The 19,390-nt window shown below is 55.1% G+C and carries 23 protein-coding genes; 4 read left to right on the top strand and 19 right to left on the bottom strand.

Annotated elements, in window-relative coordinates:
• Positions 1 to 272 precede the first annotated feature (272 nt).
• From mnhG to IB237_RS04025, 7 genes are read right to left on the bottom strand one after another with little or no spacing between them, the layout of a single operon-like run.
• Entirely contained in the window at positions 273 to 608 is a 336-nt protein-coding gene (gene mnhG / locus IB237_RS04055) for a monovalent cation/H(+) antiporter subunit G (protein WP_192487302.1), read from the bottom strand.
• Entirely contained in the window at positions 608 to 967 is a 360-nt protein-coding gene (locus tag IB237_RS04050) for a cation:proton antiporter (protein WP_192487301.1), read from the bottom strand. The genes mnhG and IB237_RS04050 overlap by 1 nt, the downstream gene beginning before the upstream one ends.
• Entirely contained in the window at positions 964 to 1,437 is a 474-nt protein-coding gene (locus IB237_RS04045; protein WP_192487300.1) for a Na+/H+ antiporter subunit E, read from the bottom strand. The genes IB237_RS04050 and IB237_RS04045 overlap by 4 nt, the downstream gene beginning before the upstream one ends.
• Positions 1,434 to 3,008 (bottom strand): Na+/H+ antiporter subunit D, encoded by a 1,575-nt coding sequence (locus IB237_RS04040; RefSeq protein WP_192487299.1) that lies wholly within the window; start codon positions 3,006 to 3,008, stop codon positions 1,434 to 1,436. Before IB237_RS04040 ends, IB237_RS04045 begins: the two co-directional genes overlap by 4 nt.
• 22 nt (positions 3,009 to 3,030) lie before the next feature.
• Complete coding sequence (locus IB237_RS04035; RefSeq protein ID WP_192487298.1) at positions 3,031 to 3,408, bottom strand: Na+/H+ antiporter subunit C; 378 nt, start codon at positions 3,406 to 3,408, stop codon at positions 3,031 to 3,033.
• On the bottom strand, positions 3,408 to 3,827 hold the full coding sequence (locus tag IB237_RS04030) for a Na+/H+ antiporter subunit B (protein WP_192487297.1): 420 nt from the start codon (positions 3,825 to 3,827) through the stop codon (positions 3,408 to 3,410). The genes IB237_RS04035 and IB237_RS04030 overlap by 1 nt, the downstream gene beginning before the upstream one ends.
• On the bottom strand, positions 3,824 to 6,193 hold the full coding sequence (locus tag IB237_RS04025; RefSeq protein WP_192487296.1) for a putative monovalent cation/H+ antiporter subunit A: 2,370 nt from the start codon (positions 6,191 to 6,193) through the stop codon (positions 3,824 to 3,826). Before IB237_RS04025 ends, IB237_RS04030 begins: the two co-directional genes overlap by 4 nt.
• Before the next feature lie 202 nt (positions 6,194 to 6,395).
• Here IB237_RS04025 and msrB point away from each other — a divergent pair, with 202 nt between their 5' ends.
• The gene (gene msrB / locus IB237_RS04020; protein ID WP_192487295.1) at positions 6,396 to 6,803 is read left to right on the top strand and encodes a peptide-methionine (R)-S-oxide reductase MsrB; all 408 of its coding nucleotides are present in this window, start codon (positions 6,396 to 6,398) and stop codon (positions 6,801 to 6,803) included.
• A gap of 112 nt (positions 6,804 to 6,915) precedes the next feature.
• Here the strand turns inward: msrB and IB237_RS04015 are convergent, their stop codons facing one another.
• The 5 genes from IB237_RS04015 to IB237_RS03995 all read right to left on the bottom strand — a co-directional run bounded on the left by IB237_RS04015 (position 6,916) and on the right by IB237_RS03995 (position 9,702).
• Positions 6,916 to 7,491, bottom strand: coding sequence for a histidine phosphatase family protein (locus IB237_RS04015; RefSeq protein WP_192487294.1), 576 nt, complete (start codon positions 7,489 to 7,491; stop codon positions 6,916 to 6,918).
• A complete protein-coding gene (locus IB237_RS04010) occupies positions 7,488 to 8,000 on the bottom strand; it encodes a GNAT family N-acetyltransferase (protein WP_192487293.1) in 513 nt (170 codons plus the stop codon). Before IB237_RS04010 ends, IB237_RS04015 begins: the two co-directional genes overlap by 4 nt.
• A 45-nt stretch (positions 8,001 to 8,045) precedes the next feature.
• Positions 8,046 to 8,717, bottom strand: coding sequence for a hemolysin III family protein (locus tag IB237_RS04005; RefSeq protein WP_192487292.1), 672 nt, complete (start codon positions 8,715 to 8,717; stop codon positions 8,046 to 8,048).
• Between the two features lie 148 nt (positions 8,718 to 8,865).
• Positions 8,866 to 9,201, bottom strand: coding sequence for a TraR/DksA C4-type zinc finger protein (locus IB237_RS04000; RefSeq protein WP_192487291.1), 336 nt, complete (start codon positions 9,199 to 9,201; stop codon positions 8,866 to 8,868).
• A gap of 90 nt (positions 9,202 to 9,291) precedes the next feature.
• Positions 9,292 to 9,702 carry a universal stress protein gene (locus IB237_RS03995; protein WP_192487290.1) on the bottom strand — a complete coding sequence of 137 codons (411 nt, stop codon included), beginning with the start codon at positions 9,700 to 9,702 and terminating at the stop codon, positions 9,292 to 9,294.
• Between the two features lie 341 nt (positions 9,703 to 10,043).
• On the opposite strand from IB237_RS03995, the gene IB237_RS03990 reads away from it, so the two are divergent.
• Together IB237_RS03990 and IB237_RS03985 are read left to right on the top strand one after the other, a co-directional pair.
• Entirely contained in the window at positions 10,044 to 10,904 is an 861-nt protein-coding gene (locus IB237_RS03990; RefSeq protein WP_192487289.1) for a VOC family protein, read from the top strand.
• 79 nt (positions 10,905 to 10,983) lie between these two features.
• A complete protein-coding gene (locus IB237_RS03985; protein ID WP_192487288.1) occupies positions 10,984 to 12,144 on the top strand; it encodes an AI-2E family transporter in 1,161 nt (386 codons plus the stop codon).
• Between the two features lie 3 nt (positions 12,145 to 12,147).
• On the opposite strand, the gene IB237_RS03980 is transcribed toward IB237_RS03985, so the two are convergent.
• The 3 genes from IB237_RS03980 to IB237_RS03970 form a co-directional block, all read right to left on the bottom strand.
• Positions 12,148 to 12,885 (bottom strand): polysaccharide deacetylase family protein, encoded by a 738-nt coding sequence (locus IB237_RS03980; protein WP_192487287.1) that lies wholly within the window; start codon positions 12,883 to 12,885, stop codon positions 12,148 to 12,150.
• 86 nt (positions 12,886 to 12,971) lie between these two features.
• Entirely contained in the window at positions 12,972 to 13,361 is a 390-nt protein-coding gene (locus tag IB237_RS03975; RefSeq protein WP_192487286.1) for a DUF930 domain-containing protein, read from the bottom strand.
• Positions 13,362 to 13,469: 108 nt separating this feature from the next.
• Entirely contained in the window at positions 13,470 to 13,622 is a 153-nt protein-coding gene (locus IB237_RS03970; protein WP_192487285.1) for a hypothetical protein, read from the bottom strand.
• Between IB237_RS03970 and IB237_RS03965 the strand changes: the two genes are divergently transcribed.
• A complete protein-coding gene (locus tag IB237_RS03965; protein ID WP_192487284.1) occupies positions 13,609 to 15,702 on the top strand; it encodes a S9 family peptidase in 2,094 nt (697 codons plus the stop codon). The genes IB237_RS03970 and IB237_RS03965 overlap by 14 nt on opposite strands.
• Before the next feature lie 53 nt (positions 15,703 to 15,755).
• On the opposite strand, the gene IB237_RS03960 is transcribed toward IB237_RS03965, so the two are convergent.
• The 4 genes from IB237_RS03960 to IB237_RS03945 form a co-directional block, all read right to left on the bottom strand.
• Entirely contained in the window at positions 15,756 to 16,586 is an 831-nt protein-coding gene (locus IB237_RS03960; protein ID WP_192487283.1) for a metal ABC transporter permease, read from the bottom strand.
• Positions 16,583 to 17,440: a metal ABC transporter permease gene (locus tag IB237_RS03955; RefSeq protein WP_192487862.1), complete on the bottom strand. Its 858-nt coding sequence runs from the start codon at positions 17,438 to 17,440 to the stop codon at positions 16,583 to 16,585. The genes IB237_RS03960 and IB237_RS03955 overlap by 4 nt, the downstream gene beginning before the upstream one ends.
• Positions 17,424 to 18,332 carry a manganese/iron ABC transporter ATP-binding protein gene (locus IB237_RS03950; RefSeq protein WP_192487282.1) on the bottom strand — a complete coding sequence of 303 codons (909 nt, stop codon included), beginning with the start codon at positions 18,330 to 18,332 and terminating at the stop codon, positions 17,424 to 17,426. The genes IB237_RS03955 and IB237_RS03950 overlap by 17 nt, the downstream gene beginning before the upstream one ends.
• A 75-nt stretch (positions 18,333 to 18,407) precedes the next feature.
• On the bottom strand, positions 18,408 to 19,319 hold the full coding sequence (locus IB237_RS03945; protein WP_192487281.1) for a metal ABC transporter substrate-binding protein: 912 nt from the start codon (positions 19,317 to 19,319) through the stop codon (positions 18,408 to 18,410).
• Positions 19,320 to 19,390 lie beyond the last annotated feature (71 nt).

The following is a 19,390-nucleotide window of genomic DNA, read 5'->3' as shown; positions in this document are numbered from 1 at the left end:
GACGCCGCACAAAGCATATGCTCATTTAGGAGAGCACTGATCACGTAGTCTCAATGATCACAAAGCATGTTGCGCGGCAGGAAAACCAGCATCAGAAACTTAATGGGAAATCGAATAACACCGTTTCAAAAAAAGTCCAATTATAATTTCATACTAATTTAAGCTACTGATTTCTTATAATTTACGTATTCCTCAAGAAAATTCTATCTTGACGTTAGAGAACCTTATGATTTGGTAATATATAGCTGGAGATCTGGATAATATTCAGATTTTCAACTTTCGGTTATCTTCAATTCATCAATAACAGACACATCACAAAGCTTGTAACCTGCGATATGGGCTGCTCTGGCAAGCAAATGCGCAGAGATCGGCGCCGTCAATATAAAGAAAAAGAAACCGGCTATAGTTCGCGCCAAAATTGAAATATCGACAGAATGAATTCCTACCGCCAATAGCAGCAAACCAGAGCCGATCGTCCCTGCCTTTGAGGCGGCGTGCATGCGCGTATAGAGGTCTGGGAAGCGGTTGACGCCGATGGCTGCCACCAGCGCAAACAGCGCGCCGGAGAGCATCAGAAACGCGGTTATGAGCGCGATGATCAGCTCCATCACTTCTTCCTTTTCGATGCTTTTTTACGCTGCGGCTTTTCCTGCCGGCCCGTCGCTTTAACAGTAACGCCGTTTTTGCTCGGCGCGCGTGACAACACGAAGCGGGCAAAAGCCACGGTTGCCAGGAACCCGACAAGACCGAGGGCTATCGCGATATCGATGTAGAGCGTGAAACCTGTCTTGATGGCGATGACCGCGATAAAGCCGATCACAATACCAACGAGCATATCAAGGGCAACAATCCGGTCCGGGAGTGTTGGCCCCTTTATGACGCGGTAGACGGTCAGCAGAAATGACAGCGAGAGGATGACGAGGGCAGCAACGGTTGCCCATGATACGATCAGGGATACGGCACTCATCGAAAGGCCTCCATGATCTTGCGCTCAAAGCCATTGGCAATATCCCGCTTCGTTGCCTCGATATTCGAGCAATCCACGGCGTGCACGTAAAGGTAACGCCTGTCTTCCGACACGTCCACCGACAGTGTGCCCGGTGTCAGCGTGATAAGGTTGGCGAGCAAGGTTATCTCAAAGTCACTGGTCACAGTCAGGGGAAAGGCAAAAATGCCGGGCTGAAGGTCCAGACGCGGTTTCACCACCATCACAGCGACAGTCCATGCCGACAGCATTAACTCCTTGAAGAACAGTCCGATCAGCGACGCAATACGGCCAATACGGGTCCAGTAACTGCGTCCGCCCACCTGATCACGGATCAACCAAAGCGTAAATGCTGACAGAAGAAAGCCGAAACCGATATTGAGAAGCGTCGCGCTGCCGGTAATGGCAACCCAGACGACAACAAAGAGAACATTGACGATAAGCAGGGTCATCTCAGGCTCCCCTCAGGAAAGACAGACCGTATATAGGCTGATGGATCCACCAGACCTTCTGCTGCCCGCTGGCTGAGGTTAAAGACGGTTTCTGGAAATACGCCGCCAATCGTCACAAGTAGTGCAAGGCCGGCGATAGCAGTAACCGCAATCGAAGAACCTGGCTGAAGTGTGACAGCAGTCTGTGTGCCGACCTGCTTCACCTGTGGGCGCCAGAAGGCCAGAAGATAGACACGACCAAAGGTCAGCGTGATGATGAAACCGGCCACCAGCAGCGAAGCTGCCAGCCACCACGCGCCGATATCAATTGCAGCCTTGACCAACATGGCTTTCGGCCAGAATCCAATGAAGGGCGGCAGCCCTGCCCCGGCAAAGAACAGTGCCAGCGCCATGCCGGAGAATAGAGGTGCGGTTTTGTAGAGGCCGCCAAGTTCTGAGAGCAACCAGCCGCCGCCAATGCGGGCGGCAACACCTGCCACAAGGTAGAGCGCGGTCATCAGCAACACGGACTGGACAGCATAAAATATTGCGCCGCTGATACCCGCTGTGGTGCCAATTGCGACACCTGCCATGATGTAACCGATACCGGACACCACAACGTAGCCCAACATGCGCCTGATATCATTTTGTGCCAGAGCGCCAAGTGCACCGAGGATCATGGTGAGGGCTGCGACGATGGCGATCACAAAGCTCAGTTCTTCGCGCTCTACCGGAAACAGCATGACCATGACCCGCAGCAAAGAGTAGACGCCGACCTTCGTCAGCAAACCGCCGAACAATGCCGCAACCACGATCTTGGGCGTGTGGTAGGATGCAGGCAGCCAGAAATTGACCGGGAACGCTGCTGCCTTCATCGCAAAGGCCAGTGTAAACAGGCAGGCCAGAGTCATCATCGGAGCAATACCCCGTAGATCACCGGCTTTCAGCACAATGTCAGCCATATTGAGCGTGCCGAAGATGGCATAGAGGTAGCCGACGGTGATCAGGAACAGGGTTGTGCCTATGAGGTTGAGAACCGCATATTTCAGCGCACCGTCGATCTGCTCTCTCTCCGACCCCAGTACCAGCAGGCCAAAGGACGAAATCAGCAGCACTTCAAACCAAACATAGAGGTTGAAGATATCACCGGTGAGGAATGCGCCGCTTACACCGGCCATCAGCAACATCAAAAATGGATAGAAACCGTACCGCTTACGATTTTCATCCATATCCGACAGGGAATAAAGGCCGCAGGCAAACGCCGACAGCGCCGCAACAAAGGCCAGCAACGCACCAGTCAAATCAGCGGTAAAGGCAATGCCAAATGGCGGCAGCCAGCGCCCCATGACCATGGTGAACGGCCCTTGTGTTGCAACCTTCCACAACAGAGCGGCGTCCAGAACCACAAGCACCGCAAGACCTGTCAGCGCGATACGTGCATGCAGCCATGTGGAGTGGCGCACCATCATCAAGATGGCACCAAAGGCGATGCAGACGGCAACCGGCAGGATGATCAACCACTCGGAGGCAGCAACGGGCTGCATGACCATGGCGGCGGCGTGATCTGGCACTGTAGAAGAAGGAGCGGCCATTTTTTCTTTCTATGCTGAAACGTCAGTAGCCAAGCGGCGGCAAGGGTTCATGCGCCGGTTCGGCTTTACGCATTTCGTCCGTGTCATCGGTTTTCAGTTCCTGAAAGGCACGCCAGGTCAGCACCAGCAGAAAGCAGAAAAACGAAAATGAGATCACGATGGCTGTCAGGATCAGCGCCTGTGGCAAAGGATTGGCCGTGTCTGCAGGCAACGTGTCCATGCCTGCACCAATGATTGGCGGGATTTCGCGGGTGAGACGGCCGGAGGTAAATAGCAGCAGGTTGACGGCATTGCCCAGCACCGCAACGCCCAGCAGGATGCGGATGCTGTAGCGCGATAACATGAGATAGATGGCGACGGAAAAGAAAATGCCGACCACAACAGAAAGAACAGCTTCCATCAGTCAACGTCCCTTTCTTCCAGCGCCAGCGCAATGGAGGTTATGGCCCCGACAACGACAAGATAAACACCGACATCGAAGGACATGACGGTGGCAAGCGGCACTTCGACGCCGAACAGGCTGGGATAGACCCACAGGCCTGTCATGAAAGGCACACCGGCAATGACAGATACCAAACCGGATACGGTTGCCAGCAGCAGACCCGCGCCTGCAATGGCCAGCGGATGGAAACGGATAGCGCGACGAACGGCGTTGACCCCAAAGGCAATGCCATAGATGGCCAGCGCGGAAACGGCGATCAGTCCACCGATAAAACCGCCACCCGGCTCATTATGGCCGCGCAGCAGCACGAAGATAGAAAACAGCACCATCAGACTGGTAATTATCGGCGCAATGGTCCGCAGGATGATCGTATTCATGCGCGTTTCTCCTGCCCGCCCTGGTCATCATCCAGCGGGTGAATACGCACACCTGCCCGCAGCCGGATCAGCGCCAGAATGGCAAGGCCGGTGATCATCACCACAGAGATTTCGCCCAGCGTATCCGTGCCACGGAAATCGACAATAATGACGTTCACCACGTTGGCGCCGTGGGCAATCACCTTGGACCACTGATTGAAGAAGTCCGTCAGACTGTTGTTGAATGGCACTTGCGTGGATTTGAGCAGCATCAGCGCAAAACCGGTACCGCATGCAATAGCAATGGTGCTGTCGAGTATGATCTGCCCCCAGGAGCGGTGATCGACCGCAGACAGGCGCAACCGGGTCATGACAAGGGTTAGAATGACCACCGACAGGGTTTCTACCATGAACTGGGTGAAGGATAGGTCCGGTGCGCCGAACAGCAAAAACAGAACGGCGACAGAAAACCCTTGTATGCCCAGAGCAACAATCGCTGTCAGACGAGTTCTCGCCATCAAAATGGCGACAAGACCAATCAGCGCAATCACGATGAAAGTCAGTTCGTGCAGCAGAATGTCCTGCGGCCAGACCGGCATGTCAGGCAGTTCATCATAAACCAACAATGGTACCAGCAGTGCAAAGGCCAGCACCGCAAAGGTCGCTGTGACATAAAACTCCATCCGGCCCGGCTGAATGAAGCGGGTAACATGAAATGCCATCTTGACCATCAGGGCCACGAAACCGTCAAAGCCCTTGTCGGGTCCGCCCCCAATTGCCTGCAGCGTCGACGCAATAAGGATGCGCAGCTTCGCAAGGCTTTTATAGGCGACAATTCCAAGCACGACTGTCAGTAGCGATAGCGCCAGCGGAACACCGATATGCGGCAGCAGGGATATCTCCACCGCCCTCACCTCTCCGGCAACGGCACTGGCCATTGGCATCGACAAGAACTGGTGGGCAACACCGGAAAACTGTGCCAGCAGCAACCCGCATGCGGCCAGGACGGTCGGGCCAACCCACAACAATACCGGCCCTTCATGCGCATGTTTCGGTGTTTTGACCGGCTTGCCAAGGAACGGTTTCAACGCCACGGCAAAGGCAATGGCAAACATCAGCGCATTGCCGATGATCGCGACACCGAGAAACAACACGGCGCGCGGATCGTTATGCGCCAGCGCATAGTAGATTTCTTCCTTGGCCAAGAACCCAAACATCGGCGGCAAGCCGCCCATGGAAATCGCAGAGATCAGCGCCGCGGCAAAGGTTATCGGCATAGCCTTGCGCAGTCCGCCAACCTTCGTCACATCACGGGTGCCAGCCTCATGATCGATAATTCCGACGACCATGAAAAGTGCGCCTTTGAACAGCGAATGCGCGATGAGATAAAGCACGGCCGCCTCGATGGCATGCGGCGACCCGAAGCCGGTCAGCATGACCAAAAGACCAAGAGACGACACCGTCGTATAGGCCAGCATCAGTTTGAGGTCGGTCTGCCGTACCGCCAGAAACGCGCCGACAAGCATGGTAATGCCACCAAAGAGCGGCAGTAGGATTTCCCAGGCAGGTGTGTCGCCCAATACCGGATTAAGGCGCATCAGAAGGTAGACGCCAGCTTTGACCATGGTCGCTGAGTGCAGGTAGGCCGAAACAGGTGTTGGTGCTTCCATGGCGTTGGGCAGCCAGAAATGAAATGGAAACTGCGCGGATTTTGTGAAAGCACCGCCGAGAACCAGTGCCAGCGTGACCAGATAGAACGGGCTGGCACGCAAGATATCGCCGCCCTGCATCAGTTGGGACAGCTGGGTGACGCCACTGATGTTCCAGATAAGGATCAGGCCTGCCAGCAGAGCCAAACCACCACCACCGGTGACCAGCAGCGCCTGTAATGCCGCGCGGCGCGATGCCACGCGCTCATGGTCAAAACCAATGAGCAGGAATGAGGTGATCGAGGTCAGTTCCCAATAGACGAACAGCATCAGGAAACTGTCGGAGACGACAACGCCGAGCATCGCCCCCATGAACAGCAGCAGAAAGGATAGGAAGCGACCCTGCTGCGGATGGCCCTTGAGGTAGCCGCCAGCATAGAGAACGATGAGAGCTCCAATACCGGTAATCAACAGAGCGAAGGTCAGCGACAGGCCGTCAAGAAACCACGAGAAACTGAGATCGAAGCTAGGCACCCAGACATAACCGCCAGTGACGGCATCCCCCGCTGCGACAAGCGGCAGAAAAGAGGCGAACTGGGCAAAAGCAACGGCCGGAATGAGGGCAAGTATCCAGGCGGCGTTGTGACTGAATCTGCGAACCAGAAACGGTGCAACCAGCGCGCCTGCAAATGGCAGAAACAGCACAATGAATGTCATCAACGTGACATTTTCAGACATCTCACCCCCTGTGGAACTGTCAAGAATCCCCCTCGACAACACCCTCTTTTCAATAGGGTAACATGGGTCGTGCCTCAACCATTTTCAGCGAGAATCGGGCCATACACAAAGTTCTCCACCAAATGCGGGGAACTGGCACTTGCGGGCTTTTTTCTTGACGTAACGCACCTTATCTAAAGGGACAACAGAAAGGATCAGCGCCATGAACGACATCAAGACATCTAAACTCGTCAAAACCGATGCGGAGTGGAGAGAACAACTGACCCCGGAACAGTACCATATCCTGCGGGAACACGGTACTGAGCGCGCGTTTACCGGCCCCTATTGGGATAGCAATGAAAAGGGTCTCTACCGTTGTGCTGCCTGCGATGAGCCGCTGTTTTATTCAGATACCAAATTCGATGCGGGATGCGGCTGGCCAAGTTATTTCGAGCCGGTCAAGGCTGATGCGGTGACCGAGCACAGTGACACAAAATACGGCATGGTCCGCACCGAGATCCGTTGCGCTAATTGCGGTGGCCATCTCGGCCACGTGTTCCCTGATGGACCCAAACCAACGGGATTGCGCTACTGCATTAACGGCCATTCCATGGTGTTTGAGCCGCAATAACAAAACACGTATTCATGAAATTGATGAGGGGCAGGATCACATAAACCTGCCCTTCGTCTTTCGGGGCGTCACCTTTGCGTGGAAGGCCTTCGGCTTTCACCGCGACAGAGGCTTACTCCGGCGTGATGGATTGCCATCCGCCAAGAACGCGCTGCTCCTCACGCGACCATGTCCAGTAATGCCCTTGAAATGGCTGATCATAGGCGCGGTCAATTTTTACGCCCTGCAGGGCGCACAGTAGCAGCGTGCCAACGCCGCCATGGGCGACAATCGCCACATCACCTGCCCCGTCTGTCTCTGCAGCAATCCGCCGAAAGGCTTGCACAACACGGTTTTGTGCATCGATCGCTCTCTCCCAACCGCGCACGCTTTCGTTGGGTTCGGCAAAAAAACGGTCCGCCATGACTTCGAATTCAGAGGGCGGCAAAAAGCCGGTCGCACTGCGATCGTTTTCATGCAGCGCGTGCTGCACCTGAACCGGAAGACCCTGGAACCCGGCCAGAATGCCCGCCGCCTCAATGGCCTTTGTTTCATCACTTGCCCAGACGTTCGTAACTTCGGCCATGGCCGCAGAGGCAGCAAACATCCGCATGCGGGCAATGCCCTTATCGGACAGGCACCAGCGGGGCACCGGTTTTGCCGGATCGACCACGACTTCAGGGTGGGTGATGAAATGGATGTTGCTCACGTCGGATCCGCTTCGCCGAGGCGCAGTTCCATGCAGGTCAGGTCGAGCCAGCGACCAAACTTGATGCCGACCTGCTCAAACCGGCCGACATGGCGAAAGCCCATTTTTTCATGCAGACGAATGGACGCGGCATTTTCCGCCTCGATTGCTCCGATCAACACATGCACACCATTTTGCTTGGCGCGGATAATCAGTTCCTGCATCAGTGATTTGCCGGCACCAGTGCCACGCGTGTCTTTACGCACATAAACGGAATGTTCCATGCTCCGGCGAAAACCGTCGAAAGCACGCCAGTCACCATAGGAAGCATAACCGACACATTTGCCGTCCAGTTCAGCTGCAAGAACAGGATATTCCTTGTCCTTGCGTGCCTTGAACCAGTTCAGGCGGTTTTCCAAATCAACCACCGTGTCATTCCAGATTGCCGTGGTGTTGAGAACGGCGTCGTTATAAATATCCATGATCGCAGACAGATCTGCTTCCGTCGCGTCACGCACAATAAGTGTCATCGGGTATGTCCATCACATGTAAAGCCGGAATATGGCTCTTATGTCTCACAGGCCGGTGACAGGCGAAAGGCTGAAACAGGTGATAACCGCAGAATAATGCACCGCAGCGGCAGCCACCACGAAGCCATGCCAGATGGCGTTCTGAAATCGCAGTTTTTCCCAAACGTGAAAGATCACGCCCAGCGAATAGATCATGCCGCCCGCCACGAGCAGCCAGATGGTTACCGTCGACAGATATTGTGAAAGCGGCGCGGCGATCAGAACCCCGCTCCAGCCCATGCCAAGATAAAGCAGGATGGCCAGACGGTCATAACGACCGGGAAAGAGGCATTTCAGAGCAATGCCACCAATGGCTGCCAGCCAGATGAAAGCCAGCATAAACACGATCAGCGGTTCGTCTGCACCGCGTTGCAGGAATGGGGTGTAAGTGGCGGCAATCAGCAAAAAGATCGCAGAATGATCGAGCCGCCGCAGATACCATTTGGTACGCGAATGGGGCCAGATATTATAGGTAAAAGAAATGGACAGGCACAAAACCAGCCCCAGACCATACACCCAGGCGGCGGCCATGCCGCTGAATGTGCTCCATACTGTAGCGTAGAAGATCAGCGCGGTTGCGCCGATCAAGGCCAGTACGATACCGACGCCATGCACGATGCCGTCGGCCACGATTTCGTGAAAATCATATTTGCGGCCTAAACGCCAAAGTTCACTCATGGTCCGTTCCTGCTGTCCGGCGTATAGAATGCCGACAACACGCGCCAACAGCAAGTGGTGCCTCGAAACTGACGATCACATTGCGTTCGGATATGTTGCAGCCTGTCATGAAGATGTGGCCGGCGAAGCGCCAGGCCACAGCATCGTCTCACACCTGTTCAGCTTGCATTTCTGCCGCACATTCCTGGCAAAACGGCGTATAGGGCACGGCTGCGAGGCGCTCAGCGGAAATGGTCTTTCCACATCTGACGCAGGTGCCAAATGTGCCGTCGGAAATGCGCACCAGAGCAGCATCAATGGCCTTCAACTCATCCTGTCCGACTTGACCAAGCTCATCCAGAACTTCGTCATTGCTGCGTTCAACGGCACGGTCTTCATTGTCAGGGTTTACCGGCTGCTCAAAGTCATCCTCGATCTTGCGCAGCCGCTTGTTCAGTTCACGTTGCCTGTCGCGCAGGATTTTTTCATAGCCAGACGTATCCATAACCCATGTCCTCTAATGGTCGATTTCAGCGCAGCGGCCACCCATCGAGAGACCGCTGCGCCAATTCAAAGATGTCGTGCAGCCTTGCTTTTAACGGTCGATCAGCACCGAGCATTTTGCATGGCGTACAACGCGGTCCGCTGTCGCACCGATGAAATAGTTTGTGAAATCAGGCGTATGCGAAGCGACGATGATGAGATCTGCATGATGTTCCTCCGCGCAGGCAAGAATTTCACGCGCCGGCGGGCCACTGCGGATTTCAACTGTTGCCTGAATGCCTGTCCGCTCTTTCAGTTCCACAAGTTTTGCCTTGCCATCCTCGATCGCATTTTCAATCAGGTCGACTGGAAGGTCTATGGCGATATAGCCCGGCAGCTGCTCGACCACATTCAGCAAAACGATCTCGCCACCAGCATCCAGCAAACCCGATGCCTTGCGGATGATCTTTTCACCCTTTTCAATGGCACTCATGTCAACAGGTACAACGATCTTCTTGTACATATGCTTCTCCTTCCACGTTAAGGCTGCGGCTATTTGCGCGCGATGACAGCCCAGTTCCCAAACCCCGACGCAGCGCAAAGCCAGTCGCCGCGAGAATTATAATTCGGTTCCACAACCGATACATGCAGTTTCTCAAATTTGCGGTGCTCTGCCTTGATTAAGGTCAAGCGCAGACAACATCATTGTCAACAAATAGTGCACGCTCAATCACCAAACGTCCCTCTTTCCTGAACGTTCCCGAGGCATCATATTCACATCAAATAAAGCGTCGCCGGAACGGCGCCGCAGCGCACGGCCGCCTGCTGATCAAGCACGCCAGCGTAGATGGAGTTCGTGACATCATGACTGAAACATCGCAATTTGCACTGACACGGCCGGCCTATGTTGGGCAGGCACATCTTATCGTGAACGACCTGGCGCGCGTTTCCGACTATTACCAGAAGGTGATCGGCCTGTCGGTTATTGAAAAACAGCCAAGCGGAGAGATACTCGGTGTCAACGGCCAACCCTTGCTGACCCTATCCACATCCAGCAATGCCGAGCGTGCTCCACGCAACGCGGCAGGCCTGTTCCATACCGCCTTCCTGCTGCCAAGCCGCAAGGATCTGGCGCATTGGCTGGCCCATATTGCGCACAACAATATTCAGCTTGATGGCGCATCCGACCATCTGGTCAGCGAGGCGATCTATCTGTCTGACCCGGAAGGAAACGGCATAGAAGTTTACCGCGACCGCTCGCCTCTGGAATGGACCTACCAGCAGGACGGCACGGTGGAGATGAACACCCTGCGCCTCAACCTACAGGAGCTCTATAACTCTGCCCCCAAGACACTTTGGGAAGGTGCGCCTGAAGGTACCGCCATCGGCCACATTCATTTGCAGGTCGGCAACATTCCGCAGGCAGACGAGTTTTATCAGGACGTGCTCGGCCTGAAGATCATGGCGCGCTATCCCGGCGCCAGCTTCTTTGCCACCGGCTCCTACCACCACCATGTTGCCGCCAATATCTGGAACAGCCGTGGTACCCAAGCCCGACGCGACAACATGACAGGTCTTGCCGGTTATTCGCTGCGCTTCAACGAAAAGGGTGCGTTGGACAGCGCGGTCGCCGCACTGGACCGGTTGGGTATATCAACTGAACGTCAAAGCGACGGCATCGTTCTGAAAGATCCATGGGGCATTGGTCTAAGGCTCGCAGCTTAAAATCTCTGCTGGTCACCCTCCCCCTTTGGGAACCGTAACTGTTGTTGAACGTTACTGTCCCGGACGGGGATATGAAATCATGAACGGCACCATAAAAATCGATGAAAAAGTTCCGGTGACACCGATCGTAGAGGCGCCGCAGCACAGACACGTATCAAGAAAAAATTCGCCCGATGACGATGCGCGCAGCCAGCAGCCATTGGGTCGCGAAGCGCTGGAAGTTGCGGCTAAGTGGTCGATCGTCGGTCTGTTCACCATTGCCTTTCTTGCCTGCGTACACCTGCTGTCCGTAGTGCTGATCCCCATCGTCATGGCAATCGTTGTCGGGATGATCCTTGGGATGGCAGCGGAAAAGCTGGCTGGTTACGGTATTCCGGGCTTTGGCGTGGCGCTCATTCTGTCAGGCCTTGTGGCACTGGTGTTCATTTTCGTCATCAATTCGCTGATCGATCCACTTTCCATGCTCGCTTCTCAGGGGCCGCAACTTCTGGATCAGACCGCAGAACGTTTCCTGCCCTATCTTGAGCGTGTGAGATGGCTCAATATTTCTGCGGCGACCTTCAGCTTCGGCACAATGTCGATGGAATCGCTGCTGGACCGCAGCACCGGTATCCTGTCCGTCGTCACGTCCAGCCTGACACCCGCGATTGTGCAAGGCTTGATCTTCTTTGCCGGACTTTTGATGTTCCTTTACAGCCGCTTGCGGTTGCGCAAGGGCATCATCATGGCCTTTCCAGCCCGCCACCAAAGACTACGGACCATCCGTACCATCGGATCGGTGGAACATGTGCTTGGCACCTATTTCGCTACCGCCAGTCTTATTTATGCCGGGCTTGGTGTTACCATGGTTCTTATTGCCTATCTCGGCGGTCTGGCCATGCCATTGCTATGGGGGCTGTTTGCCTTCCTCTCCAGCTTCATCCCGTTTATCGGCATTGCCGTGATGACCATATCCCTGACGATTGCTGGCATGTTGACCCATGATACGTTGCTGCTTGGCCTGCTGCCCGCCTTTGTGTTCTTCACCATTCACCTGTTGATGGAAAATCTGGTGTTTCCGGCCGTGATCGGCCGCAACCTCGAAATCAACCCGTTTATCGTGTTTGTTGCGATTATCTTCTGGACATGGATGTGGGGTGCAGCAGGCGCCATGCTGGCGCTCCCTCTGTCATTGATTGGCATGACAATCGCGCAGGAGCTTTTCCCGTCGCGCAAAGTGGTGCCGAACCTTCCCGACTAAGCTTTAGTTGGTTTCGGGATCAAATCCCGGATCATCCAGACGGACGAAGGTGACCCCGCGTTTTTTCAAGTTGAGCAGACCTTTGGCAACGCCCTCACCTGCCTGATGGGTTGGCTGGTTGATATGGGCAATCACCACATCACCATCCTTAGCGGCAGCAATGCGTTTTTGCGCAACGCCGGCACCGAGCAGAGAACCACCGTCGCCGTTGATGGAATAACCGGCAATGCGTTCGCCGATACCATTGATCTCAGCCATCGACGAATGGGTGTATTTGGCGGTTGCCCCACGGAACCAGCTGGGCTCCTTGCCAGTGGCCGCAAGGATGGCCTCACGCCCACCATTGACCTCCCGCATGACACTTTCCATGCTGCCGGCAGCGGTAATACCATAGACAGAGACCTGACGGTCGATGGCCGGGATATGGTCTTGTCCGTGGTTTTCAATCTCAAACAGATCAGGATTGGCCAGCATGATGGCAAGCGCATCTCGATTGTGCCTGATCCAGCGTGCGGTCACGAACACGGTCGCGGGAATGCGCTCTTTGACCAGCGTATCGAGAATTCGAAAGTCGGTCTTGCCCATGCAGGCATCCAGCGTGATGGCAACCCGCGTTACGCCACTTGCCTGCGGGCGCATTTTAAGCGTCGGCTCAACCAACCCTGATGACGCAAAGGCGGGCACTGAAAACAGCGCAACAAAACAAACGCTGGCGAGGCTGGAAAGAAGATAACGGCGCATGGCAGACACAGCTCAACGGGAGAATATCAAAAGCGGATGCGCCGGATAAACGCCTGAATTATGGCTGGGTCAACAGCAAAGCTGCTTCAGTTGTAAAGGTAATACTGGCCCCATTGCGATTCCGGGACTTTTTCGCCCACACGGTAATCAAAGGATTGGATGGCAAGGTTCTGTTCGCTGGTCCGGCACTTATATTTCAGCTTGTACCATTCGCCACTGCTGCGAAACACGGCGCCTGCCGCCTTGATGGAGTTTTCCGTGACCTGCGGCTCACCGAACGTGTAGGCGATGACCTTGTCCGGCCTCATGCCCTTCTGTTCGGCGGCGATGCGCTCCATAGCCTCGATATCACAACGCTGCTCAAGACGTTCTTCCGGTGCGAGCGCGTTCAACTGTCTTTTGACGGAACTATCCAGTGCAAGGGATGGAACAGCTGACACGACAACGAGAACAACTGCCGGGAGAAGGTGACGCATATTATCCTGACCTGGTGATTTCGATTCCCTGGAAAATAAAAACAGCAACCGCTCTTTTCCACATACCTAAGGCTGTATCGTCGAATTGTGCCCGAAACAGGGTAAATCTCAAGGGGCCAGCAGAGATGCCTGTGGATATTCAACCTTGATCCTTCCCCCGCCCCTCTCTACATCTTCTTCCACTGGTGCCACGGCCTGAAAACGGCCACTGGCGCTGCCATTCATTTCCGATGAAAGCGAGTTTGTTTTGTCGATATTCAAGAACCTCCCCGCCGCTCCTGTCGCAGAAAAAAAGCCGGTAACGGATACGCGTCACGGCATCAGCCGCACCGATGACTATGCGTGGTTTCGGGCAGACAACTGGCAGGCAATGTTCAAGGACCCGACCCTGCTCGATCCGGCAATCCGTAGCCATCTGGAAGCGGAAAACACTTATATGGAAGCTGCCCTCAGCGACACCAAACCACTGCAGGAAAAGCTGTTTGAAGAGATGAAGGGCCGCATCAAGCAGGACGATTCGTCCGTGCCTATGAAAGATGGTCCTTACGCCTACGGCACGTTGTTTGTAACCGGTGGTGAGCAGCCACACTATTTCCGCACCCCACGCGACGGTGGTGAAAAGCAGGTCCTGCTTGATGGCGACAAGGAAGCTGAAGGTAAGGACTATTTCCGCCTCGCTGGCATCGACAACTCGTCCGACCACACTCATGGCATTTGGGGCTATGACGACAAGGGCTCTGAATATTTCACACTGCGGGTTCGTAATCTTGCGACCAGTGAAGACCTTGATGACGTGATCGAAAACACTGGTGGCGGCGGCGCATGGGCGCCTGACGGTAAGAGCTTTTTCTACACCTTGCAGGACGAAAACCATCGGCCGTCCAAGGTCTTCCATCACATCATCGGCCAGCCGCAATCGACAGACCGCCTCGTCTATGAGGAAAAGGACCCTGGCTTCTTTATGGGCGTTGGCGGCTCATTGCTTGAAGACTGGATCTTCATCGACATTCATGACCATGAGACCAGCGAATACCGCCTGCTGTCCACCGCCGACCTGACTGCCGAGCCTGTCATCGTGGCGAAGCGTGAGGAAGGCGTGGAATATTCCATGACCGAGGGCGGTGATGTTTTTTACATCCTGACCAATGATGGTGATGCCAAGGACTTCAAGATCATGGAAGCGCCGGTGACGGCACCGGGCAAGGAAAACTGGAAGGAAGTGGTGCCGCATGAACCGGGCCGCCTTATCCTGTCGCATCTTGCGCATGCCCGCCACCTGCTGTGGCTGGAACGCCGTGATGGCCTGCCGCGCATCGTCATTCGTGACCGCGCGACCGGTGAAGAACACGCCATTGCCTTTGCCGAGGAAGCCTACTCTCTCGGCCTGCAGGGAGCAGCTGAATATGACACCGACACCATCCGTTTCTCCTATTCGTCGATGACCACCCCAAGCCAGTTGTTCGATTACAACATGGTGACGCGTGAACGCGTATTGTTGAAGACCCAGGAAGTTCCATCCGGCCACACTATCGATGACTACGTAACCCGCCGCGTCATGGCGACATCGCATGATGGAGCATTGGTGCCTGTATCTCTGCTCTACCACAAGGATACCAAGCTGGACGGTTCGGCCCCTTGCCTTCTCTATGGCTACGGCGCTTACGGCATCAGCATTCCCGCCTCGTTCAGCACCAACAATCTGTCACTGGCAGATCGTGGTTTTGTCTATGCCATCGCCCATATTCGTGGCGGCAAGGACAAGGGTTTCGAGTGGTATGAAACCGGCAAGATGGAGCACAAGCAGAACACCTTCAAGGACTTCATCGCTGCGGCCGACCATCTGGTGAAAGAGGGCTTTACCTCTTACGACAAGATCATCGCTGAAGGGGGATCGGCCGGTGGCATGCTGATGGGTGCCGTGGCCAATATGGCACCAGAGAAATTCGCTGGCATTATTGCAGCCGTTCCGTTCGTGGACGTGCTGACGACGATGCTGGACGACACGCTGCCGCTGACACCACCGGAGTGGCCGGAATGGGGCAACCCGATCGATTCAGAAGAGGAATATAGCTGGATTGCGGCTTACAGCCCTTACGACAATGTCGGTGCAAAGGCTTACCCGCCACTGCTGGCGATTTCCGGACTTACCGATCCACGCGTGACCTATTGGGAACCAACGAAGTGGGTGGCAAAACTGCGCGAGTACAGCACAGGCGACGCGCCAATCCTGTTGAAGACCAACATGGCCGCCGGCCATGGCGGCAAATCCGGACGCTTCCAGCGACTGGAGGAAATCGCCTTTGAATATTCCTTTGCCATCAAGGTCGCGGGCAAGATGTAAAGTTTGAGTTGAACGGCCCCGCCTGTTTTCCGAACAGGCGGGGCCGTTTTGTTTTAGCCGTTGTTGGCCTCGGTATTCGCCGTGACGATGCTCGCCCTCACGAAGGCGGCAACAAACATTGCCGACAGCAGAAGCACGATGGTCGGTGCCGGGGCGCTGTCGATAAAAAACGACAGGTAGACGCCGAGCAAAGACGCCGTAAGCGCAATGACCACTGCAAGCATCAGCATGGTGGAAAACTTGCGTGTCAGCAGAAATGCAATCGCGCCCGGCGCAATCAGCATGGCAATGGCGAGAATGATGCCGACGGCTTTCAGTGCGCCGACGATGGTCAGCGAAATCAGGCACAACAGACCGTAATGCAGCAGGTTTACCCTGAGGCCCACCGCCTTTGCCTGAGCAGGGTCAAAGGCATGTAGCAGGAAGTCTTTCCACTTCAGACTGATAATGCCAGTGGTGATGACCGCAATAACCGCCGTCTCGGTAATGTCCTGCCAGCTCACGCCCAGCATGTCGCCAAACAGGATGTGATCGAGATGCACATCTGACTGGATCTTGACGTAGAGCACCAGCCCCAGTCCGAACATGCCGGAAAACACCACACCCATCACCGTATCCTGTTTGATACGGCTGTTATCCTTAAGATAACCGGTGGCAAGCGCACAGACCATACCGGCAACAAAGGCGCCAACCGCAAATGGCAGGCCAACGATGTAGGCGATGACGACGCCGGGAAACACCGCATGGCTGATGGCATCGCCCATCAGCGACCAGCCTTTCAGCACCATAAAACAGGACAGAACGGCGGTTGGCACGGCAACCAGCGCTGCGATGACCAGCGCGTTGACCATGAAGTCAAATTCGAAGGGTTCGAGGAAGTTCATATCGCCACCTCCTGCGCCTGAGCTGCACGGCGGCGAGATGCCACCAGCCCATGTTTAGGGGCAAAAAAGAAGGCGATGAGGAAGATCAGCGTCTGCAACACGACGATAATGCCACCGGTCGCACCATCCAGGAAATAGCTGGCATAGGCACCGGTGAAGCTGGTGAGTGAACCAATGGCAACAGCAATGCCCAGCAGACGCGGAAAACGGTCTGTCAGCAGATAGGCCGTTGCGCCCGGTGTGACCACCATGCAGATGACAAGGAACGCGCCGACGGTCTGCATGGCTGCGACTGTCGATGCTGCCAGCAGTGTAAAGAACACGGCTTTCAGGAACGTTGGTCGCAGACCGATGGAACGGGCATGGCTTTCGTCAAAAAACGTCACCATCAGGTCCTTCCATTTGAGAAGTAGAATCGCCAGCGACACAAAACCGATAATGGCAAGCTGCAATGTATCGGCGGGCGTGATGGCAAGAATATTGCCAAGAACAATGGTCTGGATGTTCACAGCCGTCGGGTTGATCGACATCATGAACAGGCCAAGTCCGAAGAAGGACGAAAAGATCAGCCCGATGATCGCATCTTCCTTGAGCTTGGTACGCTGGTTGAGAAACAGCATGGTCACCGCCGCCAAGCCACCTGAGAAAAATGCCCCGATGGAAAACGGCAGGCCCAGCATATAGGCACCGGCCACACCTGGAACGATGGAATGCGAAAGCGCATCGCCAATCAATGACCAGCCTTTCAACATCAGGTAACAGGATAGGAACGCACAGACACCGCCAACCAGAGCAGACACCCACATGGCATTGAGCATGTAGTCATAGGTGAAGGGTTCAACGAGGGCGTTCATCATTGTCTGCCCCTTCCGATGTCACGCTTTGGCCGGAGACTGGACGTCCGTCGCGCAAAACCAGCGGCCGTTCATCATCGGTCATGACACCGACCGGCCATGGCTTTCCGCCATCCGAGCCATTCAGAACAAAATGGCGCAACACGCCACCAAAGGTCTTTTCCAGATTGTCCTTGGTGAAGGTTTCTTCGGTCGGCCCATAGGCCAGCACCGTGCCCTTGATCAGAATTGTACGGTCACAGAATTCCGGCACGCTGCCGAGATTGTGGGTCGACACCAGCATGACCTTGCCTTCATCCCTGAGGGCACGGAGAAGGTGGACGATCTGCTCCTCGGTTTTTACATCAACGCCGGTAAAGGGCTCGTCCAGCAGAATGACCTTGGCATCCTGCGCCAGCGCACGCGCCAGAAAAACGCGCTTTTTCTGACCACCGGAAAGCTCACCAATCTGGCGGCCACGAAACTCGCTCATGTTGACGCGTGCAAGGGCAGCGGTCACTGCATCACGATCGGCAGCCTTGGGGATGCGCATGAAACCCATATGGCCGTAGCGGCCCATCATCACCACATCTTCCACCAGCACCGGGAAGTTCCAGTCCACTTCCTCGCTCTGCGGTACATAGGCCACCAGATTTTGCCGAAGGGCTTCCGGCACAGTTTTGCCCAATATGGAAATCGAGCCCTGGGCAATACGCACAAAGCCCATCACGGCCTTAAACAGCGTCGACTTGCCCGCGCCATTTACCCCCACCAGCGCCGCGATCGTGCCTGTTGGTATCTGGAAACTTGCATTCTTCAAGGCCGTATGGCCGTTGCGATAGGTCACGGTGGCGTTGTTGACGGAAATACCGGAACCCTCCGTTCCCGTTTGCCAGCCGGTGTGCGCATTCATGAAAAGCATTCCTTTTCAGCGGTTACAAAAACAAACGGCCTGCAAAAACTGCAGGCCGTAAAAGTTCGGATCATGTCAGGAGGACGATGCAAGTCCCTTGGCAATGGTATCGGATGTGACCTTCAACAGGTCGATATAGGTTGGCACCGGACCGTCAGCTTCAGTCAGCGAATCGACATAGAGAACGCCACCGTATTTTGCGCCGGTCTCGCGGGCCACCTGCTCTGCCGGGGCCGCGGAAATGGTGCTCTCCGAGAAGACGACGCCAATCTTGTTTTCACGAACGGCATCAATGACCTTACGCACCTGCTGTGGTGTGCCCTGCTGGTCGGCATTGATGGGCCAAAGGTACAGTTCTTTCAGGTCGAAATCGCGTGCCAGATAAGAAAATGCGCCTTCGCTCGATACCAACCAGCGTTTGTTTTCAGGTAGGGCTGCCAGCTCCTGACGGATCGGTTCAATGGCGTCCTTGATCTGCTGTTTGTAGCTTTCTGCATTGGCCTTGTAGGCCTCGGCATTGGCCGGATCATATTTCACGAAAGCATCACGGATATTGTCGACATAGATCAGTGCTGCATTGGGCGACATCCAGGCATGCGGATTGGGTTTGCCCTCATAGGGACCTTCAGAAATGCCCATTGGCTCAATGCCATCTGAAACCACTGCGCTTGGCACATCTCTCAGCTTTACAAAAAACTTCTCGAACCACAATTCGAGGTTAAGGCCGTTCCACAACACGAGCTGCGCGCCCTGCGCCTTGCGAATATCGCCTGGCGTCGGCTGGTAGTTGTGAATTTCAGCGCCGGGCTTGGTGATGCTCTCGACGATGGCAGCGTCGCCCGCGACATTTCTGGCGATGTCAGCAATGACCGTGAAGGTCGTCACGGCTTTGAACTTTTCCTGCGCAAACGCCACGCCACCGGTAACACCCAACGCCACCACGGCAGCCATTCCGCCCAAAAGCCCGCGCCTGACAATATCAAACATAAGTCACTCCTTGCTCACACCAACACTACGCTATTAAGAACCATTTGCAACAAGGTGGCATGTTTATTTTT

It is taken from the genome of Agrobacterium sp. AGB01 (genome assembly GCF_014851585.1).
Taxonomy (GTDB): Bacteria; Pseudomonadota; Alphaproteobacteria; order Rhizobiales; family Rhizobiaceae; genus Agrobacterium.
Note: the sequence above shows the minus strand (reverse complement) of the source record. Positions and strands in the feature narration are given on the sequence as shown.